At 59.3% G+C, this 18,888-nt stretch carries 17 protein-coding genes and 1 pseudogene; 10 read left to right on the top strand and 8 right to left on the bottom strand.

Features of this window, described 5'->3' with window-relative positions; translation table 11 throughout:
* Positions 1-270: 270 nt before the first annotated feature.
* From HF916_RS07060 to HF916_RS07035, 6 genes are read left to right on the top strand one after another with little or no spacing between them, the layout of a single operon-like run.
* Positions 271-1,290, top strand: coding sequence for an alpha/beta hydrolase (locus tag HF916_RS07060; RefSeq protein WP_168788292.1), 1,020 nt, complete (start codon positions 271-273; stop codon positions 1,288-1,290).
* A gap of 26 nt (positions 1,291-1,316) precedes the next feature.
* The gene (locus HF916_RS07055) at positions 1,317-2,201 is read left to right on the top strand and encodes an acetoacetate decarboxylase family protein (RefSeq protein WP_168788291.1); all 885 of its coding nucleotides are present in this window, start codon (positions 1,317-1,319) and stop codon (positions 2,199-2,201) included.
* Positions 2,198-2,689 carry a DUF1772 domain-containing protein gene (locus HF916_RS07050; RefSeq protein ID WP_168788290.1) on the top strand — a complete coding sequence of 164 codons (492 nt, stop codon included), beginning with the start codon at positions 2,198-2,200 and terminating at the stop codon, positions 2,687-2,689. Before HF916_RS07055 ends, HF916_RS07050 begins: the two co-directional genes overlap by 4 nt.
* Complete coding sequence (locus tag HF916_RS07045) at positions 2,686-3,069, top strand: hypothetical protein (protein WP_206001704.1); 384 nt, start codon at positions 2,686-2,688, stop codon at positions 3,067-3,069. Before HF916_RS07050 ends, HF916_RS07045 begins: the two co-directional genes overlap by 4 nt.
* A gap of 3 nt (positions 3,070-3,072) precedes the next feature.
* Positions 3,073-3,477, top strand: coding sequence for a DUF4345 domain-containing protein (locus tag HF916_RS07040; RefSeq protein WP_168788288.1), 405 nt, complete (start codon positions 3,073-3,075; stop codon positions 3,475-3,477).
* Positions 3,474-5,006 carry a patatin-like phospholipase family protein gene (locus HF916_RS07035; protein ID WP_168788287.1) on the top strand — a complete coding sequence of 511 codons (1,533 nt, stop codon included), beginning with the start codon at positions 3,474-3,476 and terminating at the stop codon, positions 5,004-5,006. Before HF916_RS07040 ends, HF916_RS07035 begins: the two co-directional genes overlap by 4 nt.
* Positions 5,007-5,118: 112 nt before the next feature.
* Here the strand turns inward: HF916_RS07035 and HF916_RS07030 are convergent, their stop codons facing one another.
* Positions 5,119-5,853, bottom strand: coding sequence for an IS6 family transposase (locus tag HF916_RS07030; protein ID WP_168788286.1), 735 nt, complete (start codon positions 5,851-5,853; stop codon positions 5,119-5,121).
* Between the two features lie 37 nt (positions 5,854-5,890).
* Here HF916_RS07030 and HF916_RS49840 point away from each other — a divergent pair.
* The 3 genes and pseudogenes from HF916_RS49840 to HF916_RS07020 form a co-directional block, all read left to right on the top strand.
* Positions 5,891-6,031, top strand: a pseudogene (locus HF916_RS49840) (IS6 family transposase); the annotation flags it as partial.
* Positions 6,032-6,362: 331 nt separating this feature from the next.
* The gene (locus HF916_RS07025) at positions 6,363-6,569 is read left to right on the top strand and encodes a type II toxin-antitoxin system HigB family toxin (RefSeq protein WP_240975159.1); all 207 of its coding nucleotides are present in this window, start codon (positions 6,363-6,365) and stop codon (positions 6,567-6,569) included.
* Positions 6,569-6,994, top strand: a complete 426-nt coding sequence (locus tag HF916_RS07020; protein WP_168788284.1) for a helix-turn-helix domain-containing protein — start codon at positions 6,569-6,571, stop codon at positions 6,992-6,994. The genes HF916_RS07025 and HF916_RS07020 overlap by 1 nt, the downstream gene beginning before the upstream one ends.
* Before the next feature lie 249 nt (positions 6,995-7,243).
* Here HF916_RS07020 and HF916_RS07015 read toward each other — a convergent pair whose 3' ends face one another.
* From HF916_RS07015 to HF916_RS06990, 6 genes are all read right to left on the bottom strand, one after another.
* Positions 7,244-8,947: a recombinase family protein gene (locus tag HF916_RS07015; protein WP_168788283.1), complete on the bottom strand. Its 1,704-nt coding sequence runs from the start codon at positions 8,945-8,947 to the stop codon at positions 7,244-7,246.
* Positions 8,948-9,639: 692 nt separating this feature from the next.
* Positions 9,640-9,822 (bottom strand): DUF2934 domain-containing protein, encoded by a 183-nt coding sequence (locus tag HF916_RS07010; protein WP_168788282.1) that lies wholly within the window; start codon positions 9,820-9,822, stop codon positions 9,640-9,642.
* A 927-nt stretch (positions 9,823-10,749) separates the two neighbouring features.
* On the bottom strand, positions 10,750-11,781 hold the full coding sequence (locus HF916_RS07005) for an IS110 family transposase (RefSeq protein ID WP_168787386.1): 1,032 nt from the start codon (positions 11,779-11,781) through the stop codon (positions 10,750-10,752).
* A 182-nt stretch (positions 11,782-11,963) separates the two neighbouring features.
* A complete protein-coding gene (locus tag HF916_RS07000; RefSeq protein ID WP_168787387.1) occupies positions 11,964-13,346 on the bottom strand; it encodes an IS4 family transposase in 1,383 nt (460 codons plus the stop codon).
* Positions 13,347-13,430: 84 nt separating this feature from the next.
* Positions 13,431-14,675 (bottom strand): RNA-guided endonuclease InsQ/TnpB family protein, encoded by a 1,245-nt coding sequence (locus HF916_RS06995; protein ID WP_168788281.1) that lies wholly within the window; start codon positions 14,673-14,675, stop codon positions 13,431-13,433.
* Between the two features lie 155 nt (positions 14,676-14,830).
* Positions 14,831-16,213, bottom strand: coding sequence for an IS4 family transposase (locus HF916_RS06990; protein ID WP_168788280.1), 1,383 nt, complete (start codon positions 16,211-16,213; stop codon positions 14,831-14,833).
* A 208-nt stretch (positions 16,214-16,421) separates the two neighbouring features.
* Between HF916_RS06990 and HF916_RS51690 the strand changes: the two genes are divergently transcribed.
* The gene (locus HF916_RS51690) at positions 16,422-17,153 is read left to right on the top strand and encodes a DUF1488 family protein (RefSeq protein WP_346777696.1); all 732 of its coding nucleotides are present in this window, start codon (positions 16,422-16,424) and stop codon (positions 17,151-17,153) included.
* Positions 17,154-17,690: 537 nt separating this feature from the next.
* Here the strand turns inward: HF916_RS51690 and HF916_RS06980 are convergent.
* Positions 17,691-18,776, bottom strand: coding sequence for an IS630 family transposase (locus tag HF916_RS06980; protein WP_168787465.1), 1,086 nt, complete (start codon positions 18,774-18,776; stop codon positions 17,691-17,693).
* Between the last annotated feature and the right edge of the window lie 112 nt (positions 18,777-18,888).

Raw genomic sequence — 18,888 nt, 5'->3', positions numbered from 1 at the left:
TCGTTCATTTGACGCCACGCAGCACCTGCTGTCAGCTAGCACGTCATATCTTCGTTGAGTGCCCCTTTTTCTCAACGTAGTTTGATTTCAAAGAAAATCCCGACCAATCGTTTTCATGTTGTCAGACCGTCGTGCTCGACCCGGCACTTACGCGCATTGGAGATCGTTAGAACCGGTTTCTCAGCACAAAAAGCTCCGTGATTCAGCTAAAGCTATTCATCGACGTCTACGCACTGTTGAGATCTTCGTATCGCTCAAAAGGAGTTGCTCATGTCCCACGAAGAAGTTGTCGCGTTTCGCGCCAGCGACGGGCATGCGTGCAACCTTATTCACATCGGCGGATCCAGGCAGGCCTCGAAGGGGCCTGTTCTGCTGGTGCACGGGGCAGGCGTGCGCGCCAACATCTTTCGCCCGCCCAACACCATCAACTTCGTCGATGCATTGCTCGACGAGGGATACGACGTCTGGCTGGAAAACTGGCGCGCGAGCATCGATCTTCCGCCATGCCAATGGACGTTGGACGAAGCGGCTTTGTATGATCACCCCGCCGCCGTAAGGAAAATTGTCGATCTGACGGGGGCCCCAACCATCAAAGCTGTAGTGCACTGCCAGGGCTCAACCAGTTTCCTCTTGTCGGCAGTTGCCGGGCTCGTCCCGCAAGTCGACACGATCGTATCAAACGCAGTATCGCTTCATCCGCAGGTCGGTTGGCTTTCATATCGCAAAGGTCGCTATGCAATGCCCATCGTCAGCCTGATGACCGACTATCTCAATCCTCAATGGGGCGAGCACGCCTCTGGTGTCGTACCCAACCTGCTCAAAGGTCTGGTGCTGCTTACCCACCACGAGTGCACCAATGGCGTCTGCCGGTTTTCCAGCTTCACCTTCGGTATAGGATTTCCGGTGCTGTGGCGCCATGAAAATCTCAGCGATGCCGTGCACGACTGGATCCGCCAAGAATTCGCCAATGTGCCGATCTCGTTCTTCCGGCAGATGAACCGGTGCCTGGATGCAGGTCACCTGGTGTCACAGTTGCCGGGGCTTCTGCCGGACCCGACAGCACAGCCGCCGAAGACGCAGGCGCGCTTCACGTTCATCGCCGGCGAGCTCAACGACTGCTTCAAGTGGCAAAGTCAGCAAGCTACGTTCGACTGGTTCGAGCGCCACCGACCTAACTATCACCGTCTGCATGTGCTGGGCGGATATGGGCATCTCGACGTCTTCATCGGAAAGAACGCGGAGCGCGACGTGTTTCCCGTGCTCATGGCGTCACTGGCCGCCCCGCACTGACTCTGGACCAACAAAGGGAGCCCGTCATGGCGATACCGGCACGACAGAAGTGGCTCGCTGGCCGCCATGCACGGGTCGATGACATTCCATTCGAGATGCCGGTCGCTTCCCAGAATTCGCCGGCGCTGATGGCGGTCTTTTCAATCGACCTCGACGCAGCGCGCAGTGTGATCCCGGGCAATGAAGTCCATCCATTCCAGCTCTGGCGACGAGGCTTGCTTGTCGTGACCGTGATCGACTATGTCATCACCAACATCGGCCACTACATCGAGTACTCCATCGCGATCGCCTGCACCCACGGGCGCCGCCCGGCCCCGCGCCTGTTGCCGGGCCTTCTCATGAAGACCTTTGGCACAGGGCAGTACGTGGTGGACCTTCCAGTGTCGACCGAGATTTCGGTCAAAGGCGGTCGTGGCATCTGGGGCATGCCGAAGCACCAGGCGAACCTCGACTTCGTCATCGGAGAGCAGTGGGTCAGCAGTCAGTACGACCTCAATGGCGAGATGATGATGCGCATAGACGTGCAGAAGCCACGGTCGGCGTGGTTGCCCGTGAACACAGGAGCCGTCAACTACTGCTCCTTTCGCGGCATGCTCATGAAGTCGTACATCTATTTCAAGGGCAAGCTCGGCTTCTCGCTGTTCGCTCCCGGGTCCGCTCGCATGTTCATCGGCGATCATCCGCGCATGGGTTGGCTGAAGGCGCTGGATATCGATCCCACTCCGATCGCCACAGGCTTCTTCCCGTCGACAGCGGGCGTGCTGGATGACTACTTCGAGTGCTGGTTCGTTACCAGCGCTGAGCCTCCAAACCGCCCGACGCCGGGCCTCGAGACCACGTATCCGCTTGGGCAGTCCCAGCAGTGGCTTGCACCGCCCGCGCGGCCGGCAGACTGGGAGTCCGCGCCATGATCGGCCGCTTTCTCATCGCCAACCATGTCTTTCTCCTGCTGTGCGCATCGATGTACATGGGCACGGGCGGCTCATTGGTGCTGTTTTCATTTCCCATTGCCTCGCAGCTCACCCCGGACAACTACTACCTGCAATTCGTCCCCCAGGTGTCGGCAGCCACCGCGTTCTTCACGACGATGACGAAGCTGATGCTGGCGAGCGGCTTCATCATGCTCATCGCCGAATGGCGTCAGCCCACGCGCTGGGTGCCGATTGTCGTCCTGCTCGGAGTGTTCATTGCCACGTTTCTCACACTGAAATGGATCTTCCCGCTCAACGCGGAAATGGCCAGTCACATTAAGGATGCGACCCGGTTGCACCAGGTGCTGAACGAATGGATGCGGCTCAATCGGATACGTGCCGCGTTGTGGTGCATACAGTGGTTTGCGTTGGCCTGGTATTTCGCGCGTTGGACATACCGTAGCCGCTATTCAGCATTGGGGCGATGATGCAAATCCTGATTCTGGAACGCCGCGCGACAAAAGTGATAGCGGCCATAACCGTATTGACGGGAGCTGCCCAGGTCATCGCCCCGGGCTCCTTGCTGGCCCTCATCGCGGACACGCCGCCCGATCGGCTCGCAGCGCAACTGTTCGCCACGGTGGGCATGTTCATGATGCTGTTCGGCGGCATTCTGCTAAACGCACAGCGGCGCACGGAAGCCCTTTCCGTCGTGCTTCTCTGGGGCGCGTTCCAAAAGCTACTGGCGTCGGCGTTCGTAACGTGGGGCGTCGCGCATGGCGTCTTCATTCCCGCGGCGCTGCTGGTGGCCACGTTCGATGGGGCCAGCGGCTTGCTTTATCTTGAGTTGCGACGCCGCGGAGGATAGCCAATGGAACGAATGGCGCGCCTTTTCTTCTGGGGCTACATGCTGATGCTTCTGGGCATCGGTGGAAGCGGAATCTTCATTGCCGCATGGGAGCTTCCTCACATCTTCGAAGTGCGACTGGATTCGATCGACGAACTGCACCGGGCCACCATTCTCAGCCAATATCGCTTTCTCAAAGGGATCGAACTGGGTTTCGGTGTGTTTTGTTGGGCTTTTCGGAACGAAATCTTTTTGCCTCGCACGGCATCACGCGTATTTCTCGGCGGCCTGTGCGCCGGTGTCGCGGCCCGCGTACTGAGTTGTATCGTCGATGGCATCCCCACCAAGGCCTTCATCGCGTTCTGTGTACTGGAGGCTGTGACGGGATTTCTGGTGTGGGGGGTAGTCTGGCGCGGGAGGACGTCGTGAGCGCAAACCATTGCCCGCCTATCGCGGCTGACAATCCCTCTGTTGGTCGCGCACTGGTGCTGGCCGGCGGCGGCATGCGTGTGGCCTATCAGGCGGGCGCAGTCAAGGCGTTGATTGACGAGGGCCTGCGATTCAGTCATGCCGACGGTGCCTCTGGCGGCACGATCAACCTGGCTGCCTTGTTGTCCGGCGTGCCGCCCGATGAGTTGTGCGCTCGTTGGCGCGCACTGCCAGTCAAGGAGTTTGCCGCGCTACGGCCGGCACCTGAATATTTGCACATAGCAAACATGAGCGCGTTGGGTAGCGCTGCCGGCCTGACGGAGCACGTCTATCCAGCTCTGGGCGTCTCCATCGATCTGATCCGCGCGGCGATTGGCATCGATGGGTCCTTCAATGCCTGCTGTTTCGACGACAAGACCGTGGTGCCCATCCCCCACCCGCAGCTTGACCTGCAGCGGCTAGTCGCAGCCGCCTCGCTGCCTATCTTCATGCCCGCCGTGAAGGCCAACGGCAAGACCTGGACGGATGCAGTCTGGATCAAAGACGCCAATCTACTGAGTTGTGTCGAGCGGGGCGCGCGCGAACTTTGGCTCGTCTGGTGCATCGGCAACACGCCCGTCTACCGCAATGGCGCATTCAACCAGTACGTGCACATGATCGAGATGAGCGCTACAGGCTCGCTTAACCGGGAATTGGAGACGATCGCGGATTTCAATCGCAGGATCGCGGGCGGCGAGGTTGTCTTTGGCCATGACCAGCCCATTACCGTGCATGTGATCAAACCGGAGTGCCCTCTCCCCCTCGACCCCGATTTTTATCTGGGCCGGATCGATGCCGCTACACTGATCGACATGGGCTACCGTGACGCGCGACGCACGATCCGCCTCGGTACTCCTTCGCCGCTGAACCCGAGCGCATCTGCCATGCGCGAGCCCGGCGTGGGGCTGAGCTTCCGCGAGACGATGGCGGGAGGCTTTCGCATCGGGGCTACCGATCCACTTGCCGTCGAAAGCGATGCAGATACTTCCCCGCTGACCATGAACGCCACGATTCACATCGACGACATGGCTGCCTTCATCGCCGACCCTCGTCACCTCGGTGGCCTGACGGGCCACATAGATTTCACCCCCTTTGGACTCGCGATGCCATCGGAGTCGGGCCTCTTCGGCCTGTTCACGCCCAGCGACGATCCACGGCTAACCTGCATGATCTACGAAATCGGATTTCGTCACGCGGGCCAACCGTACTATCTTGCGGGCAAGAAGCTTGTCAACATTGGCAGCCCGTTCAGGATGTGGGGCGAGACGACGACGCTTTACACGACGTTGCATCAGGGCAGCGATGCGAGCGGACCCGTGGTCGGCGCCGGCGTGCTGCACCTTGGCGTGCCCCAGCTGCTTCGACTGATGCATACGGTCCACGCCACGAATGCTCAGAACTCGCAACAGGCAGCACATGCGATCTGGCGGTTCTTCAGGTTTTTCGTATCTGAACTGTGGCGCAGCTATATCAGGAGATCGCCGACATGAGCGCGCTCGAGCACGATGTGATTGTTGTCGGTAGCGGCTTTGGCGGTGCAGTTGCGGCGGCATTGTCAACTTGCCGATTGCGAGACGGCACGATGGCAGATGCGACGACGGGTCAGAAGGTAGTCGACGGATTTTGGGCGAGTTCGGCGAATTCGCGCCATGCAACGAACCGGGCTGCGAGTTGTCTGCGATAAAGTGAGGCGCGTAGCAGGTGCCGCTTCAGTGCGAAATGTTGCCGGATTGGCCCGAAGCACGAGAGGAATTCTTGCGTGCGTTTCGGGTCGCGAAAGCCGCGCATGCGACGCTCGCGTTCGCGTGTTGGTTGGTGGCTGTTCTTCGCGCGGTTGTTCAGGCGGGCGGCCGCTTTGACGAACACATGCTTCACGCTCACCAACTCTGGAATTTCGGCCTTCGCGGCCGGATAACTTCGCAGCTGATCGGTGACGATCTTGGGCGGCATCGGGCTCGAGCGCAGCACACGCTTGAAGAACCCCTTGGCTGCGGCCTTGTCGCGCCGCTTTTGTAGCAGGATGTCGAGTTCGGCGCCGTGCTCGTCGACCGCACGCCACAGCAGGTACGGTTCGCCACGCAGCGTGACGAACATCTCGTCGAGGTGCCACGTGCTACCCGGCTTGCGTCGCGCTGCTTTTACCCGATGCGCAAAGCCCTTACCAAATTTGTCACACCAGCATCGGATCGTTTCATATGTCACGGTTACACCGCGCTCGAAGAGCAGTTCCTCGATGTCGCGCAAGCTCAACTGGAATCGAAAATACCAGCAAACTGCATGGCAGATGACCGATGCTGGGAAACGATGACCGTGGTAAGGCGATTTTGCTTTCTTCATCACGCCATCTTACGCGACCGGCCCGCCAACCTGACAACGCCCCATGATGGACTTCGAGGACTTTCGCTGCGCCCGCATCATTCTGTCCGGAATCGAAACGATTCACATGATCAGAAAAGGGCAGATGAAGGCGGATGGCGTCGCGCGAACTGCTGCCGAGCAGTTCTATTCGTTGGTCATGAAGGAATCCATACCACGACACAACTTTCTCCCCTTGCCGACCTTATCGCGACACAACCACCAGTAGTACAGCTTGTCGCATAACGCGACCGCCGACGTCGACACGCGCCGCACTCACATCTTAACTTTGCCTTGGGGCCTCTCGCCGCGACGTCGAAACTCGCTGCACCACTATCAGAGCCGCCAACAGCCTTCCTGTTGCAGGATTGCTGATATATACCATATTGGTATATACTCAACTCGTGCACATAATCTCGAAATCGCCATTGGTCGCATTCTGGACGAAACACGCGGACGCCAAATCGCCGCTTGAGGCTTGGATCCGGGTGATGTCGAACACGGATTTTCGAGACTTCAATGACCTGAAGGCGACATTCGGAGCGGCCGACTACGTGGCACCACTCACGGTGTTTGATATTGGCGGCAACAAGTATCGACTGATCACGTCGATCCACTACAACCGCCATAAGGTGTATGTCCGCCACGTTCTGACCCACGCCGAATACGACACCGGCAAATGGAAGGAGAACAAGTGATGATTGCCACAACCGAACGAGTACCCGCACCGAATGCCATCCTGAAGGCATGGACGCCGTTTAAGGAACTGATCGGCGTCACGTCCGTGCGCACTGAGGCAGAGTACGTAAAGGCGATCGCGCTGATCCACGATCTGCTTGACGAAGTTGGCGACGACGAAGCGCATCCGCTCGCTGAAGTGCTTGACCTGATCGCCACGCAGGTGAAAGCGTATGAGGATGAGCACGTGCAGATCCCGGACGCAGAGCCGCGCGAAGTGCTACGTTTCCTGATCGACCAGAACGGACTGAAGCAGGGCGACCTGGACGACGTCGCCCCGCAAAGCCGAATCTCGGAGATCCTTAGCGGCGCGCGCCCGGTGAGCAAAGAGATCGCCAAGCGTCTCGCGAAGCGCTTCCACGTGCACGCCGAACTTTTTCTTTGATCGGCATGCGCAACACGCGTCGCGCGCGGCTCGCGGTTGTCGCCAGAATTGACGTGGGGGGGCGCGGCGTTCGCTAGAGGGGCCGCTGGCGCGTCGACGCCGGAACGACTCTGTCGGGTAGCCGAGCGCGGTTACTCGCGCCTGGCTCCCACAGAACCGTGCATGGGTTTTTCGATCCACACGCCCAGCAAATGTTCGAGAGCGAAGGTCGCGTCGGCCATCGCGCGATGTGGGGCATCGTCGCTCTGGTTAGCGCGCAGGCAGCAAATTACGCCGCCTACAATGTTGCATACTTTTCACTCCATCGTCTGAATCATTCGAATTCTCGCCTGGGAGAAGACCTCCGGGCTGCGGATCGATCCGGAATACGACGAGGATTTCATCCTTGTGGATTTCGACACGCTTGACCAGAGCCAGTACGATCTTGCGCTTCGTTTCGAGATCGATCGTAGCGAGTTTGTCCGTAACGGCACTTGCAAATTCCTCCAGCCGGTTGATGACCAGAAACAGTTCACTTTGAGCCACCCCGTGCTGCCGGGATTCCTGGATCTGCTGATCGACCTGCTCTAGCCGGTTCTTCAACTGCTGTATCTTCGGCTCGAAGTCCGTCCTGTCGATGATACCGTCGGCATAGCTGTCGATGAGCCGCGACTTGCCTTTCTCCAACTGAAACCTTTGCTTTTCCAGGCTGGCTGTGTCGAAGCCACTCTTTTCATTGCGTTCCATCGTCTCCAGTCGTCGTTCGTATTCTTTCTTCAGCCGACCTGGATGCCTCAACAGATCCGCGACCTGCTGCCATACGAGGTCATCGAGCCGATCCGTTCGCACTTGCAGGTTGTCGCAGATGCGTTGACCACCGAAGCGATAGGCATCGGTTCCGACACAGCGGTAATAAGCATAATCTCGCTGATGCCCCTTGGCCGCCGCCTTGCTGATTTTCTTGCCGTAGTACGCGTAACGGCATTGCCCACAAACAGTCAGCCCCTGAAGCAGGTAGAGCGGCGCGTTCTGGCGGCGTTGGCGCGCCAGCTTGCGATTCTCGGCAAGCTGCTCCTGGACTGAATGGAACATCACTTCGCTGACAATCGCCGGCACCGGGATTTCGATCCACTGCTGCGGGTCTGTGCTTGTTGTCGAGTATGTCCTCCTGGGCACTTCGGCGCTGTGGCGTTGGGTACGCACGCGGACATGCGGCAGGCGATCACGAGACTGGGTTTTACCGAATGCCGCTCGCCCCATGTAAGCGGGATTACGCAATATTCCCCATACCACACTACGGTCCCAGTACAGCTTGCCGGATGCCGTCACCGTGCCCGCCTCGGCAAGACGACGAACCACTTCGCCTATGCTCAGCCGGTCCATCCCGATCCACTGGAAGATAGTCTTTACCGTCGCCGCCTGCGGCAGTTCAATCACGTACTGGGCCGGTGTCCCATCGAGCTGCTTGCGGATATAACGGTAACCATAGGGAGCCGTTGATAGCACATTCACGCTTCCACGCTTTGCGCCATGAAGCTTACCGCGTCGATTACGCTCGGTGATCTTTGCCCGTTCGTACTCCGAAATCATGCCCTGCATCTGCAACAGCAGCGACTCTTCCGGTGTCGTGCCAATCTCATGATTGAGAAACACCACCTGCACGCCACACGCAGAGAACTCCTCCATCAGCAATGCCTGGTGTGCATACTTGCGCGCCAGCCGGTCTGGAGACAGGATGTACAGCCGATCAACCAGCCCGAGTGCAGCACGATCCCTGAGTCGCTCTAGCTGCGGTCTGATCAGCGTCGCGCCGCTTATCCCGGCGTCTATGAAGCACATGTCGTCGACAAGCTGCGCATCGTCAGCCGCAATGCGCTCCCTCAGCGCGGCAATCTGGCTTTCAATGGTGCCGCGTTTGGTCTGTTGTTCGGAGGACACCCGCGCGTAGAGCGCGACCATTGCAGCGTTGCTCATCGCTTACCTCGCTTGATAGCCGCTCGCCGTGTCGCCACGGGCCGAACAGCGGATGGCTGTGCCGTAGCGCGTGAATCTATCGGACTGAGCTGCTCGTACGCCTTCTGCAGCTGTTCGCCGGCATATCGGTTCGGTTCAAAGGCAAGACGGACACGCCAGTTCTTACGTCGTCCTCGGGTCATTGTCGCGCCTCCCTGTCCGCGGGAGCGATGGTCTCAAGGACGAGAACCGCATCGACGTCAGGACATCCTCTGGACCACGGCGCCAGACACTCCCTTGAAATGCGCAGACCCCATTTTACTCGCGAGTTTGCTATGTTGTTGGCGGAGCTAATACGCTGGTGCTGCCGAAGTCTTCGCAGCTTTTGTCGAGGATGCGCGGTTGCCTAGCAGGCCGGCGCCATCTCCGCTCGGTATTCGCGAGAAAATGCAATGGAATACTTTGATGCCCGTTCAACACCTGCGTCGCGCGCTCCTGAAGAAGCTCACCGTCAGCGATGTACGTGCGAGTTCCGACGCAACTAACGGTCTGCGACAACTCACCCAACCCATCAAAGGCAAAAACCAGCTTTGCACGCGGTGAAGCAGTTCGCCGGTCGCGCAGCGCGCGCCGGGTCGTATTGAGGCGAGGCAGTGGCCGACGTCAATTTTGGTAGATGAGGGAGCGGAATGTCGTTTGACCTGCCGCAGTTCTTAGCCAGGCGCTACGGCATCCGACTCCACAGGACCGGGAGGCGTCGGAGGCCCGAGCTCCCGCTCGACGAGTGCTCGGGCAATTTGCCAATACTCGTCAGCACATCCTTCGAGGCTGCCGTCCTGCTGCCAGAGCTGATGGGCGCGCTCGCGGATTCTTTCGGCAAAAGTCAGATCGGGCATACAGACGTCTCCCGCTGAAATGGAGTCCTCGCGCAAGGCGCTTGAGGCAGTCCTACGACGCGACCATCTGCAACTTTGAAAACATACTTTTCATCGGCGGTGATGCATCACGTCCCAACACTGGCGTGGGTCCATCTGCCTGAGCATCCTCCGCCGTATCAATTCGCCGCGGTAGTGACTGGCGACCAGCACTGCGGCGACGGCCAGCCCGGAAAACCCCACGACAATTCCCGCCCACAAGCCACTCATGGAAGGCTCCTTGGCTGAAGAACTGGATCCCCACCCAGCAAGTGTCATTCGTCGTCGGGCATGCGAGCGGCAGCTTTGAGAAAAAGCTGGCCGTCATCGGTAATACGAGGGCGCTGTAGACCGGGGGCGAGTTGTTCCAGTGTGACAAGTTGTCGTTCAAGAGCGCTTCCCGATCTGGACGATGCAGACTCGTTGGGTCCGGCGCGTCCTTAAGCAGCATGAGAGTGGCGAATTCACGTGGACTGGGCATCTCCGTCTCCTAGCTACGCCTGCGTATCGCTGGCAGCCTGACCGTCGTACTCGTTGCACAAGCAGGATCAATGGGGATGGCGGCCGCGGAGCGCCCGGTTCAGCTGGGCGCGTATCGCGCGCCAAGGTGCATATCTTAATATTGCGATGAGGCGAAGTTGACATCCTTATATGAACACCTCCCGTTCCGCAAGGCAGGGGGTTGATGTTTTGGCTAGCAGAAGCGGTTGCAGTCTTATATCCGACCTTCATTGCGAGACGGTGCCCGCTGGCCTTGATGGAATCTGCTGGAAACGACCTCATCTCCCACGGCGGGCTTCACGCCCATGGACGTCATCAGGTTTGCGTTTCCACGGTCCGACCTGGTTTGCCATCACACGTTACCCTTGCTCTGCGCAACTCCTGTGTTCAAAGACTCATCGTTTCAATCTATACCGCGACGGCTGGTCGCTCGCTCACAAATTCCCGCTCATAAGACCGGTTATGCGCGAGCAACGCCCACGCCGTTCGTGCCATCTTGTTGGCCAACGCGACCACCACCACATTGACCGGACGCCGTTTCAGCAACGCTTCTACCCACTGGGGACGTTGTTTGGAATGGGTCACGACCATTCGCGCGCCATGGATCAATAGCTGTCTCAGATAGGGGTCACCCCTTTTGCTGATGCCGCCGAGTCTGACGTTGCCCCCAGTCCCACTCTGACGGGGTACCAGGCCGATACTCGCCGCAAATGCGCGTCCGGAGCGAAATGCCTTTGGCGAGCCCATGACCGCAACAGTGGCTGTGGCTGTCAATGGACCCACGCCGGCTATGTCATCGAGCGTTTTTGCCTGGGGACTGGATTTCAGCCACTGCAGATTTTCCCGCTCGGCTTCGTCAATCCCCTGCTCGACCTGCTGGAGCTGTTCGAGCTGACGCAACAACGCCCGCCAGACAAGCTGCGGCACGACCTCTTCTATCTCGGCCATACGTGCCTTGAGCTCATTCATGAGCGCCTTGCGGCCATATCGGAAGTACAGTCCATATTCCGCAAGCAACCCGCGAATCTGATTGGTTTCGCGGGTTCGTGTCGCCACCAGGCCCGACCGGATGCGGTGCAGGCTCAGGATGGCTTGCTGGTCTACGCTCTTGATCGCCACAGTTCGCATCCCGGGTTGCTGGGCCGCCGTCCAGATCGCCTGGGCGTCTGCCGCATCCGTCTTGTTGGTTTTGACGAACGGACGCACGTATTTCGCATGCAACAACACCACCTGATGTCCGAGACTCTGGATTTTTCGCGCCCACCAGTGCGCCCCTCCGCATGCCTCCAGCGCCACCTTTCCTGGTGCCCGGGTTGCGAGAAACCGGATCAGCTGTTCACGACGGAATTTTCGACTACAGATCTCGCCACTTTGTCCATCTACCCAGTACATTTGAAACACGGCCTTTGCGATATCCAGACCATATGTCGTAGCATTCATTTGGGCTCTCCTTACCTCAAGTGACTCGTGGAACTTTCACTTTGGCACATCGATGCCATCGGTCAAGCGAGAGCCCCTTTCGGCCCTGGCACTTCCCCGAGGGGAGGGAGGTGTTCATACCATCTCCCCGCCCTAAAGAGGCTGAGGATTACCCACATCTCTTGATTTGATTCCGACGTAGGCTACTCGTTTTGCCGGAAGATACGATACATGACCGCGCTCTCGTGCAGTGCGAGAAAGCCACGCCACATCACGGTTGGTCCAGGGGGATGGTCGTGCTTGCGATTGAGATAACCACCGAGCTTTGCAACCCAGAGCACCACCTGCGCGAGCGTTGGCGGTTCGGCCGGCAATTGCGTAGTGCCGTGTATCCGGCAATACAGCGCGTGCCATTCGAGTGGCTGCAGCAGCACTTCGCAGGACAGGTCGCCATCAAGGCGGGCCAGCAGCGTCGCGTACATGATGCGCCAGCTGATGACAGCAAACAATGCCGTGGCGCGCACGAAGCGATCCAGGTGGCCGAATTGTCGGGCCTCGATCTGACACCCGCTCTTCAGGACGCGATGCCACGATTCAATCGTCCAACGGCGGGCATACCACGCCAAACGTTCGAGTGCGTCATCGCAGGTCAGTGTCGGCACCGAACTCAGCAACATCCATTCGATCGGCTCGACGCCCTCGGGGGGCTGAGTCTCCAGCGCGTGGATCACAAACACCTCGGCATCCGGCAACTTATCGTGCTGACGGCTGCGCGGCGGACGCAACCGGAGCGCCTTGCAACGCACCGTCAATTGCGCAGTGCGTGTCGGTGTTTTTCCATTCCGGGTCGGCACCAGCAGATCCGTTTCGCCCACAGCGGGCTCTGCCGCAACGGCGTCCCACAGATATGCCTGCGGATGCGCAACGCGGCGGCTCCAGGCTGCACGTACCAGCCAGTCAACGCCCACTGGCCGAGGAGCAATGAACACATCGTAGACATCGCCGTCGCGGTCGGAGATGCCGATGATGTGGGTGTCGGGGCAGCGCGCTTTCACCGATGCCAGATGCTCGAGGCCCTCGAGCCACTTGACGCTTTCCTTCTCCTCGATAGGTCGTTTCCTTCGTTGTTTCGATCTGCCGGATTCCTCGGGTGCACGAATCCACGTCTTCATTCCCAGCACCCCGAGCGGTAGGCCCTCAGGTGTCACGGCCAGCAAGCTGTGCAGCATGAATCCGTGCACATTACTGCTCGTGCCGTGGCCCAGTCCCTGCGTCGCCGGCAGATGCATGAGGTTGAATTCAGTCGTATCCTGCGGGGCCAGGACGACCGGGACCTGCTGCATGCGGTTCAGCGTCTGCCCAATGTGGTTGGCCAATACGCCGTTGGTGTCGATCCGTGGGTTGTCGAAGAAACGATAGGCAGCCTTCAGTTGTGCCCCGTCCAGCGACTGTGGAAACGAACACTGTGGGCTCTCCGCCAGCCGTCGCGCGAGCGCAACGAGGCGCTGCGTCAGGCGGGCGTCGCCCAGCGCCGCCGCGCCGAATTCTTCGCTGGCCCAGTCATCGAAATCACCCGTTGCAGACAATGCGGTTCATTCCGGTCCATGAACGCGCTCAAGTTAACATTGGTCAGCGCAGTTTACAAGCGATGATCGAGATGTGGGTAATCCTTAGCCTAAAGGACGGGGATTCCTACAACCCCAGGCCGCGATGGCGCCAGTAGTCTCGGCGGGTTCCTGCTTCGACGGGCGGCCTGACTGCGCCATCCCTCCACAGGCAATAACGGCATGTCCTGCCGCTAGAATGTTGAGCGCGCCCACGTGATCGGCATTGTTCCCGTATCTGCATGACACGCAGGCGAACAGCGCTTGCGTCTTGCGGTTTTCCTTCGAGGCATGCCCGCAACACGGACAGGTGCGGCTCGTGTTCTTCGGATCGACCGCGACGAGATATCCGCCGTGCCATGCCGTTTTGTACTCCAGCTGGCGGCGGAACTCACCCCAGCCCTGATCGGGAATCGACTTGTTAAGACCGGACTTCGCGCGCACATTGCGCCCTGGCGCGTTTGCCGTACCCTTTGCTGACTTGCTCATGTTGCTGATCTTCAGGTCTTCGAGCGCAACCATTGCGTGGTTTTTGCTGAGCGTGCTCGAAGCCTTGTGCAGAAAATCATTGCGTGCGTCTGCGATACGCGCGTGAATCTTCTGGATGCGGGCCTTCGACTTTTTCCAGTTGCTGCTGCCTTTGACCTTGCGGGCCATCCGGCGTTGATACTTTGCCAGGCGCTGTTCGTGCCGGCGGAAGCTGGCGAGCGGCGCGATGAAACTGCCATCGCTCAGGGTTGCGAACCGGGCCACGCCCACGTCGATACCGACGGCGGGGCCATGCGGAACCGGCTGCTCTACGTCACGCTTCGTCAGGATCGACACGCACCACTTACCCGCGCGCAGAGACACGGTTGCCGAGCGGACTTCGCCGGGCACCATGCGACTGTTGCGGTAGCGGATATAGCCGGGCTTCGGAAGCGAAATACGGCCGGTTTCGCGGTCCAGCCTGATCTGATTCCTGTCGGGGTACGTGAACCCGTCGCTCACGCCCTTGCGCTTGAAACGCGGAAAGTCGGCGCGCTTCCCGAAGAAGTTTACATATGCGCGCTCAATGGCCTTCAGGGCGCACTGCTGCGTGTGGACTGGCGCATCTTTGAGCCACGGCGTTTCCGTGCCATTACGCCATTCCGTGAGCCGCTTCGCCATCGGCACATAACCGATGAACTTCGCGCCTGCGGCGTGATTCTCTTTCTGAACTGCCAGCGCCTTGTTATAGACAAACCGGCACGCGCCTGCGAACTGGCGCATCTTGCGCGCCTGCCCGCCGGTCGGCATGAGTTCGAATTTGAAGGCCTGAAGGCGTTCCATGGCGAGCAATCCTATACCGGATTCCCCTGGGTTACCAGGGGAAAAGTGCCATGCTGTTTACGGGCTACAGAAGGACGCCGTTGGCGTCCGCGCTATCCTTCCCCGGGCTGAACCCTGAGGATTACCCACATCTCTTGATTTGATTCCGACGTAGGCTACTCGTTTTGCCGGAAGATACGATACATGACCGCGCTCTCGTGCAGTGCGAGAAAGCCACGCCACATCACGGTTGGTCCAGGGGGATGGTCGTGCTTGCGATTGAGATAACCACCGAGCTTTGCAACCCAGAGCACCACCTGCGCGAGCGTTGGCGGTTCGGCCGGCAATTGCGTAGTGCCGTGTATCCGGCAATACAGCGCGTGCCATTCGAGTGGCTGCAGCAGCACTTCGCAGGACAGGTCGCCATCAAGGCGGGCCAGCAGCGTCGCGTACATGATGCGCCAGCTGATGACAGCAAACAATGCCGTGGCGCGCACGAAGCGATCCAGGTGGCCGAATTGTCGGGCCTCGATCTGACACCCGCTCTTCAGGACGCGATGCCACGATTCAATCGTCCAACGGCGGGCATACCACGCCAAACGTTCGAGTGCGTCATCGCAGGTCAGTGTCGGCACCGAACTCAGCAACATCCATTCGATCGGCTCGACGCCCTCGGGGGGCTGAGTCTCCAGCGCGTGGATCACAAACACCTCGGCATCCGGCAACTTATCGTGCTGACGGCTGCGCGGCGGACGCAACCGGAGCGCCTTGCAACGCACCGTCAATTGCGCAGTGCGTGTCGGTGTTTTTCCATTCCGGGTCGGCACCAGCAGATCCGTTTCGCCCACAGCGGGCTCTGCCGCAACGGCGTCCCACAGATATGCCTGCGGATGCGCAACGCGGCGGCTCCAGGCTGCACGTACCAGCCAGTCAACGCCCACTGGCCGAGGAGCAATGAACACATCGTAGACATCGCCGTCGCGGTCGGAGATGCCGATGATGTGGGTGTCGGGGCAGCGCGCTTTCACCGATGCCAGATGCTCGAGGCCCTCGAGCCACTTGACGCTTTCCTTCTCCTCGATAGGTCGTTTCCTTCGTTGTTTCGATCTGCCGGATTCCTCGGGTGCACGAATCCACGTCTTCATTCCCAGCACCCCGAGCGGTAGGCCCTCAGGTGTCACGGCCAGCAAGCTGTGCAGCATGAATCCGTGCACATTACTGCTCGTGCCGTGGCCCAGTCCCTGCGTCGCCGGCAGATGCATGAGGTTGAATTCAGTCGTATCCTGCGGGGCCAGGACGACCGGGACCTGCTGCATGCGGTTCAGCGTCTGCCCAATGTGGTTGGCCAATACGCCGTTGGTGTCGATCCGTGGGTTGTCGAAGAAACGATAGGCAGCCTTCAGTTGTGCCCCGTCCAGCGACTGTGGAAACGAACACTGTGGGCTCTCCGCCAGCCATCGCGCGAGCGCAACGAGGCGCTGCGTCAGGCGGGCGTCGCCCAGCGCCGCCGCGCCGAATTCTTCGCTGGCCCAGTCATCGAAATCACCCGTTGCAGACAATGCGGTTCATTCCGGTCCATGAACGCGCTCAAGTTAACATTGGTCAGCGCAGTTTACAAGCGATGATCGAGATGTGGGTAATCCTTAGGCTGAACCCCGGGGTTTGACGCGCATTCCGATCAATATCTGGGAAAGTTTTTTTACGCGCGGGGAAGAACAGTGGGCGACACAAGCATGTCGCGCCTCGACGTAGCCAGGAGGGTGCAAAATGAAGCTTCAGAGGCACGGCTGGCCGTGCCCGTTGGGCGTCGGTCGACCCTACCACCATGAGGATATCCAGGAGGGCAAGCCCCGGGGACGGACCTCGGTGGACCTCGACCCGGTGTGTGAACAATTTGGCAGCCCCGGAAGTTGCCCTGGCGATCAGTCGCGCAGGTGCAAGGTGGATTGTCCACTTGCTAGTGGATGCGTGGGTTGTTTTGGTGATGACCGCCGCTGCACGCTGGCATTAACAAAACAGTTTATTAACGCAACTAACCATCAACTTGAAGCATCAACCCCCAGCGTCAAAACCGCCCGGCAGCAACGGGGGTTGTCCGACCATCCTGCGAACGCCGGTCGCGTTGCGTTTGTCGATAACGAGGGGGCATTCGATCGATTCTGGTCAATTCGGAAATCAGCGGCGCATTACTGGATGATGTCGCGGACAAATCTGATGAGGTTTTCCATGGAGGTGGCTGATCTCGCTGCTGGCGCGCCGTCAGACGGACGCGCGATCGCATTCCGTCTATCCGACCACCGGCGCGAAGTGGAATGCGCGATTACCCGCGAAACGCTCGAAGAGTGTTTCTGGCTGCCCGCTGGCGCGGATAGCGCCCGTATGCTGAGGGCGTTCGCAGACGGCCGCCAACGCATCATCGCAGTTGCGGAAAGGAGGATGCGGGCGCGCCCCGAGCAGACGATCCAGTTGACCATTGCCGATTTCCTCGGAAGGCGCTAAACACATGCGAACATGTACTGCTGCTTGGCATTTCGCCGGCGGATAACGTGAGAAACGCCGCGTGCGGACTGAACGGCCGGAATGTGCAACGATTTGCAGACGCCTGCTGACGATCCCGTAGCGATTTTGTGAGTCGGATCTTTACTTCTGCGCAGGGTGCATTGCGCAACCAGGTTGACGTGGAAAAATCGTCGTGAGCATCGCCGCCGTGCGTATGTCACGTCCTCCCTGTTTCGCGCCGAGGTCATCGGGATTACTGCCCGGCGTTTCCGGCTGATGCTGGCCAAAGATGCCGGGCTATAATTTGTGCTTTCTGAAAACCCTCCATACAACTTCGAAGCCGTGTCTTCCAGAAGAAATAAGTCCCACACGCGGGCCCATAAGCCGCTGACGAAGACATTTCTGTTGCCGATGGATCGCGCGTCGGCAACGCACGGTCTCTCGCCAGTCATCTTGCGCTGGTCGCGTGCCGGAGCGGTCACGGAAACGGACACCACGTCAATGAACTCATGCGAGTGGTGTATCTAGTGATGTGCGTCAAACGGATTGCATCTTATTCAGCTTGGCCCTGGCACGCGTGACTTTCGCCAGGATGTCGGATGCCTTTGCCGTCCAGATGAACGGTTTCGGATCACGGTTGTGCTTCTCCACGTACTGTTCGATCGCGCGGACCAATTCAGGTACCGAGCGGAAGGCCGCACGTCGCAACTGGTTCTCTGACAAGTCACGGAAGAAGCGTTCGACCATGTTGAGCCAAGAGGCACTGGTGGGGGTGAAATGCATGTGGAAGCGCGGGTGCTTGGCCAGCCACGCCTTTATCTCGGGGTGCTTATGGGTGGCGTAATTGTCGGCGATCAAATGCAACTCCTTGTTCTTGGGTGTGTGGCGATCGATCTTGCGCAAGAAACTCAGCCACTCCTGATGACGATGTTTCGTCTGGCACTGGCCAATGACACTTCCATCGAGTGTGTTCATCGCGGCAAACAGCGTCGTCACACCATGGCGCTTGTAATCATGCGTCATCGTTTGAGCGCGACCTCGCTTCAGCGGCAAGCCCGGCTGAGTCCGGTCAAGCGCCTGGATCTGGGACTTCTCGTCGCAACTGAAGACCAAGGCGTGCTCCGGGGGATCGAGATACAGCCCGACGATGGCCTCGAGTTTCTCGGCAAAGCGCTTGTCGTTCGACACCTTGAAGCTCTCTACCCGATGCGGCTTGAGGCCGTACGCCTGCCAGATGCGCCGCACGCTCGCTTCACTGATACCGGCCACCGCTGCCATGCTGCGCGTACTCCAATGCGTCGCGTTATCCGGCCGCTGCTGCGTCGTCAGCGCTACGATGGACTTTACCTTGCGCGCGGAGATCTTCGGCTTGCGCCCGGGCCGCGTCTCATCGTGCTCGATCCCAGTCACACCATCAGCGATAAAGCGACCGCGCCAGCGTGCCACCGTGCCTCGCCAGATACCAAGGTCCGCACCGATCTCTTTGTCCGTCTTGCCTTGCGCCGCGAGCAATATCATCTTGGCACGCTCGGCCAGTCGAACCGGAATCGTTCGCCCAGTCGCCCACGTCTCCAACTGTTTACGTTGTGCTTCGCTCAGTTCAACTTTCGCCGCGATTCTCATGGGTTCTCCTCTATGTAAAGGAAACTTGCGAATCGCCGTTAAGTTGCATTATTTATGACGCATATCACTAGGCTGGTTTCTGCAGCGAGCCGGATACGGCAACTGTCCGGCC

The sequence above is a fragment of the Paraburkholderia aromaticivorans genome, from assembly GCF_012689525.1.
Taxonomy (GTDB): Bacteria; Pseudomonadota; Gammaproteobacteria; order Burkholderiales; family Burkholderiaceae; genus Paraburkholderia; species Paraburkholderia aromaticivorans_A.
Note: the sequence above shows the minus strand (reverse complement) of the source record. Positions and strands in the feature narration are given on the sequence as shown.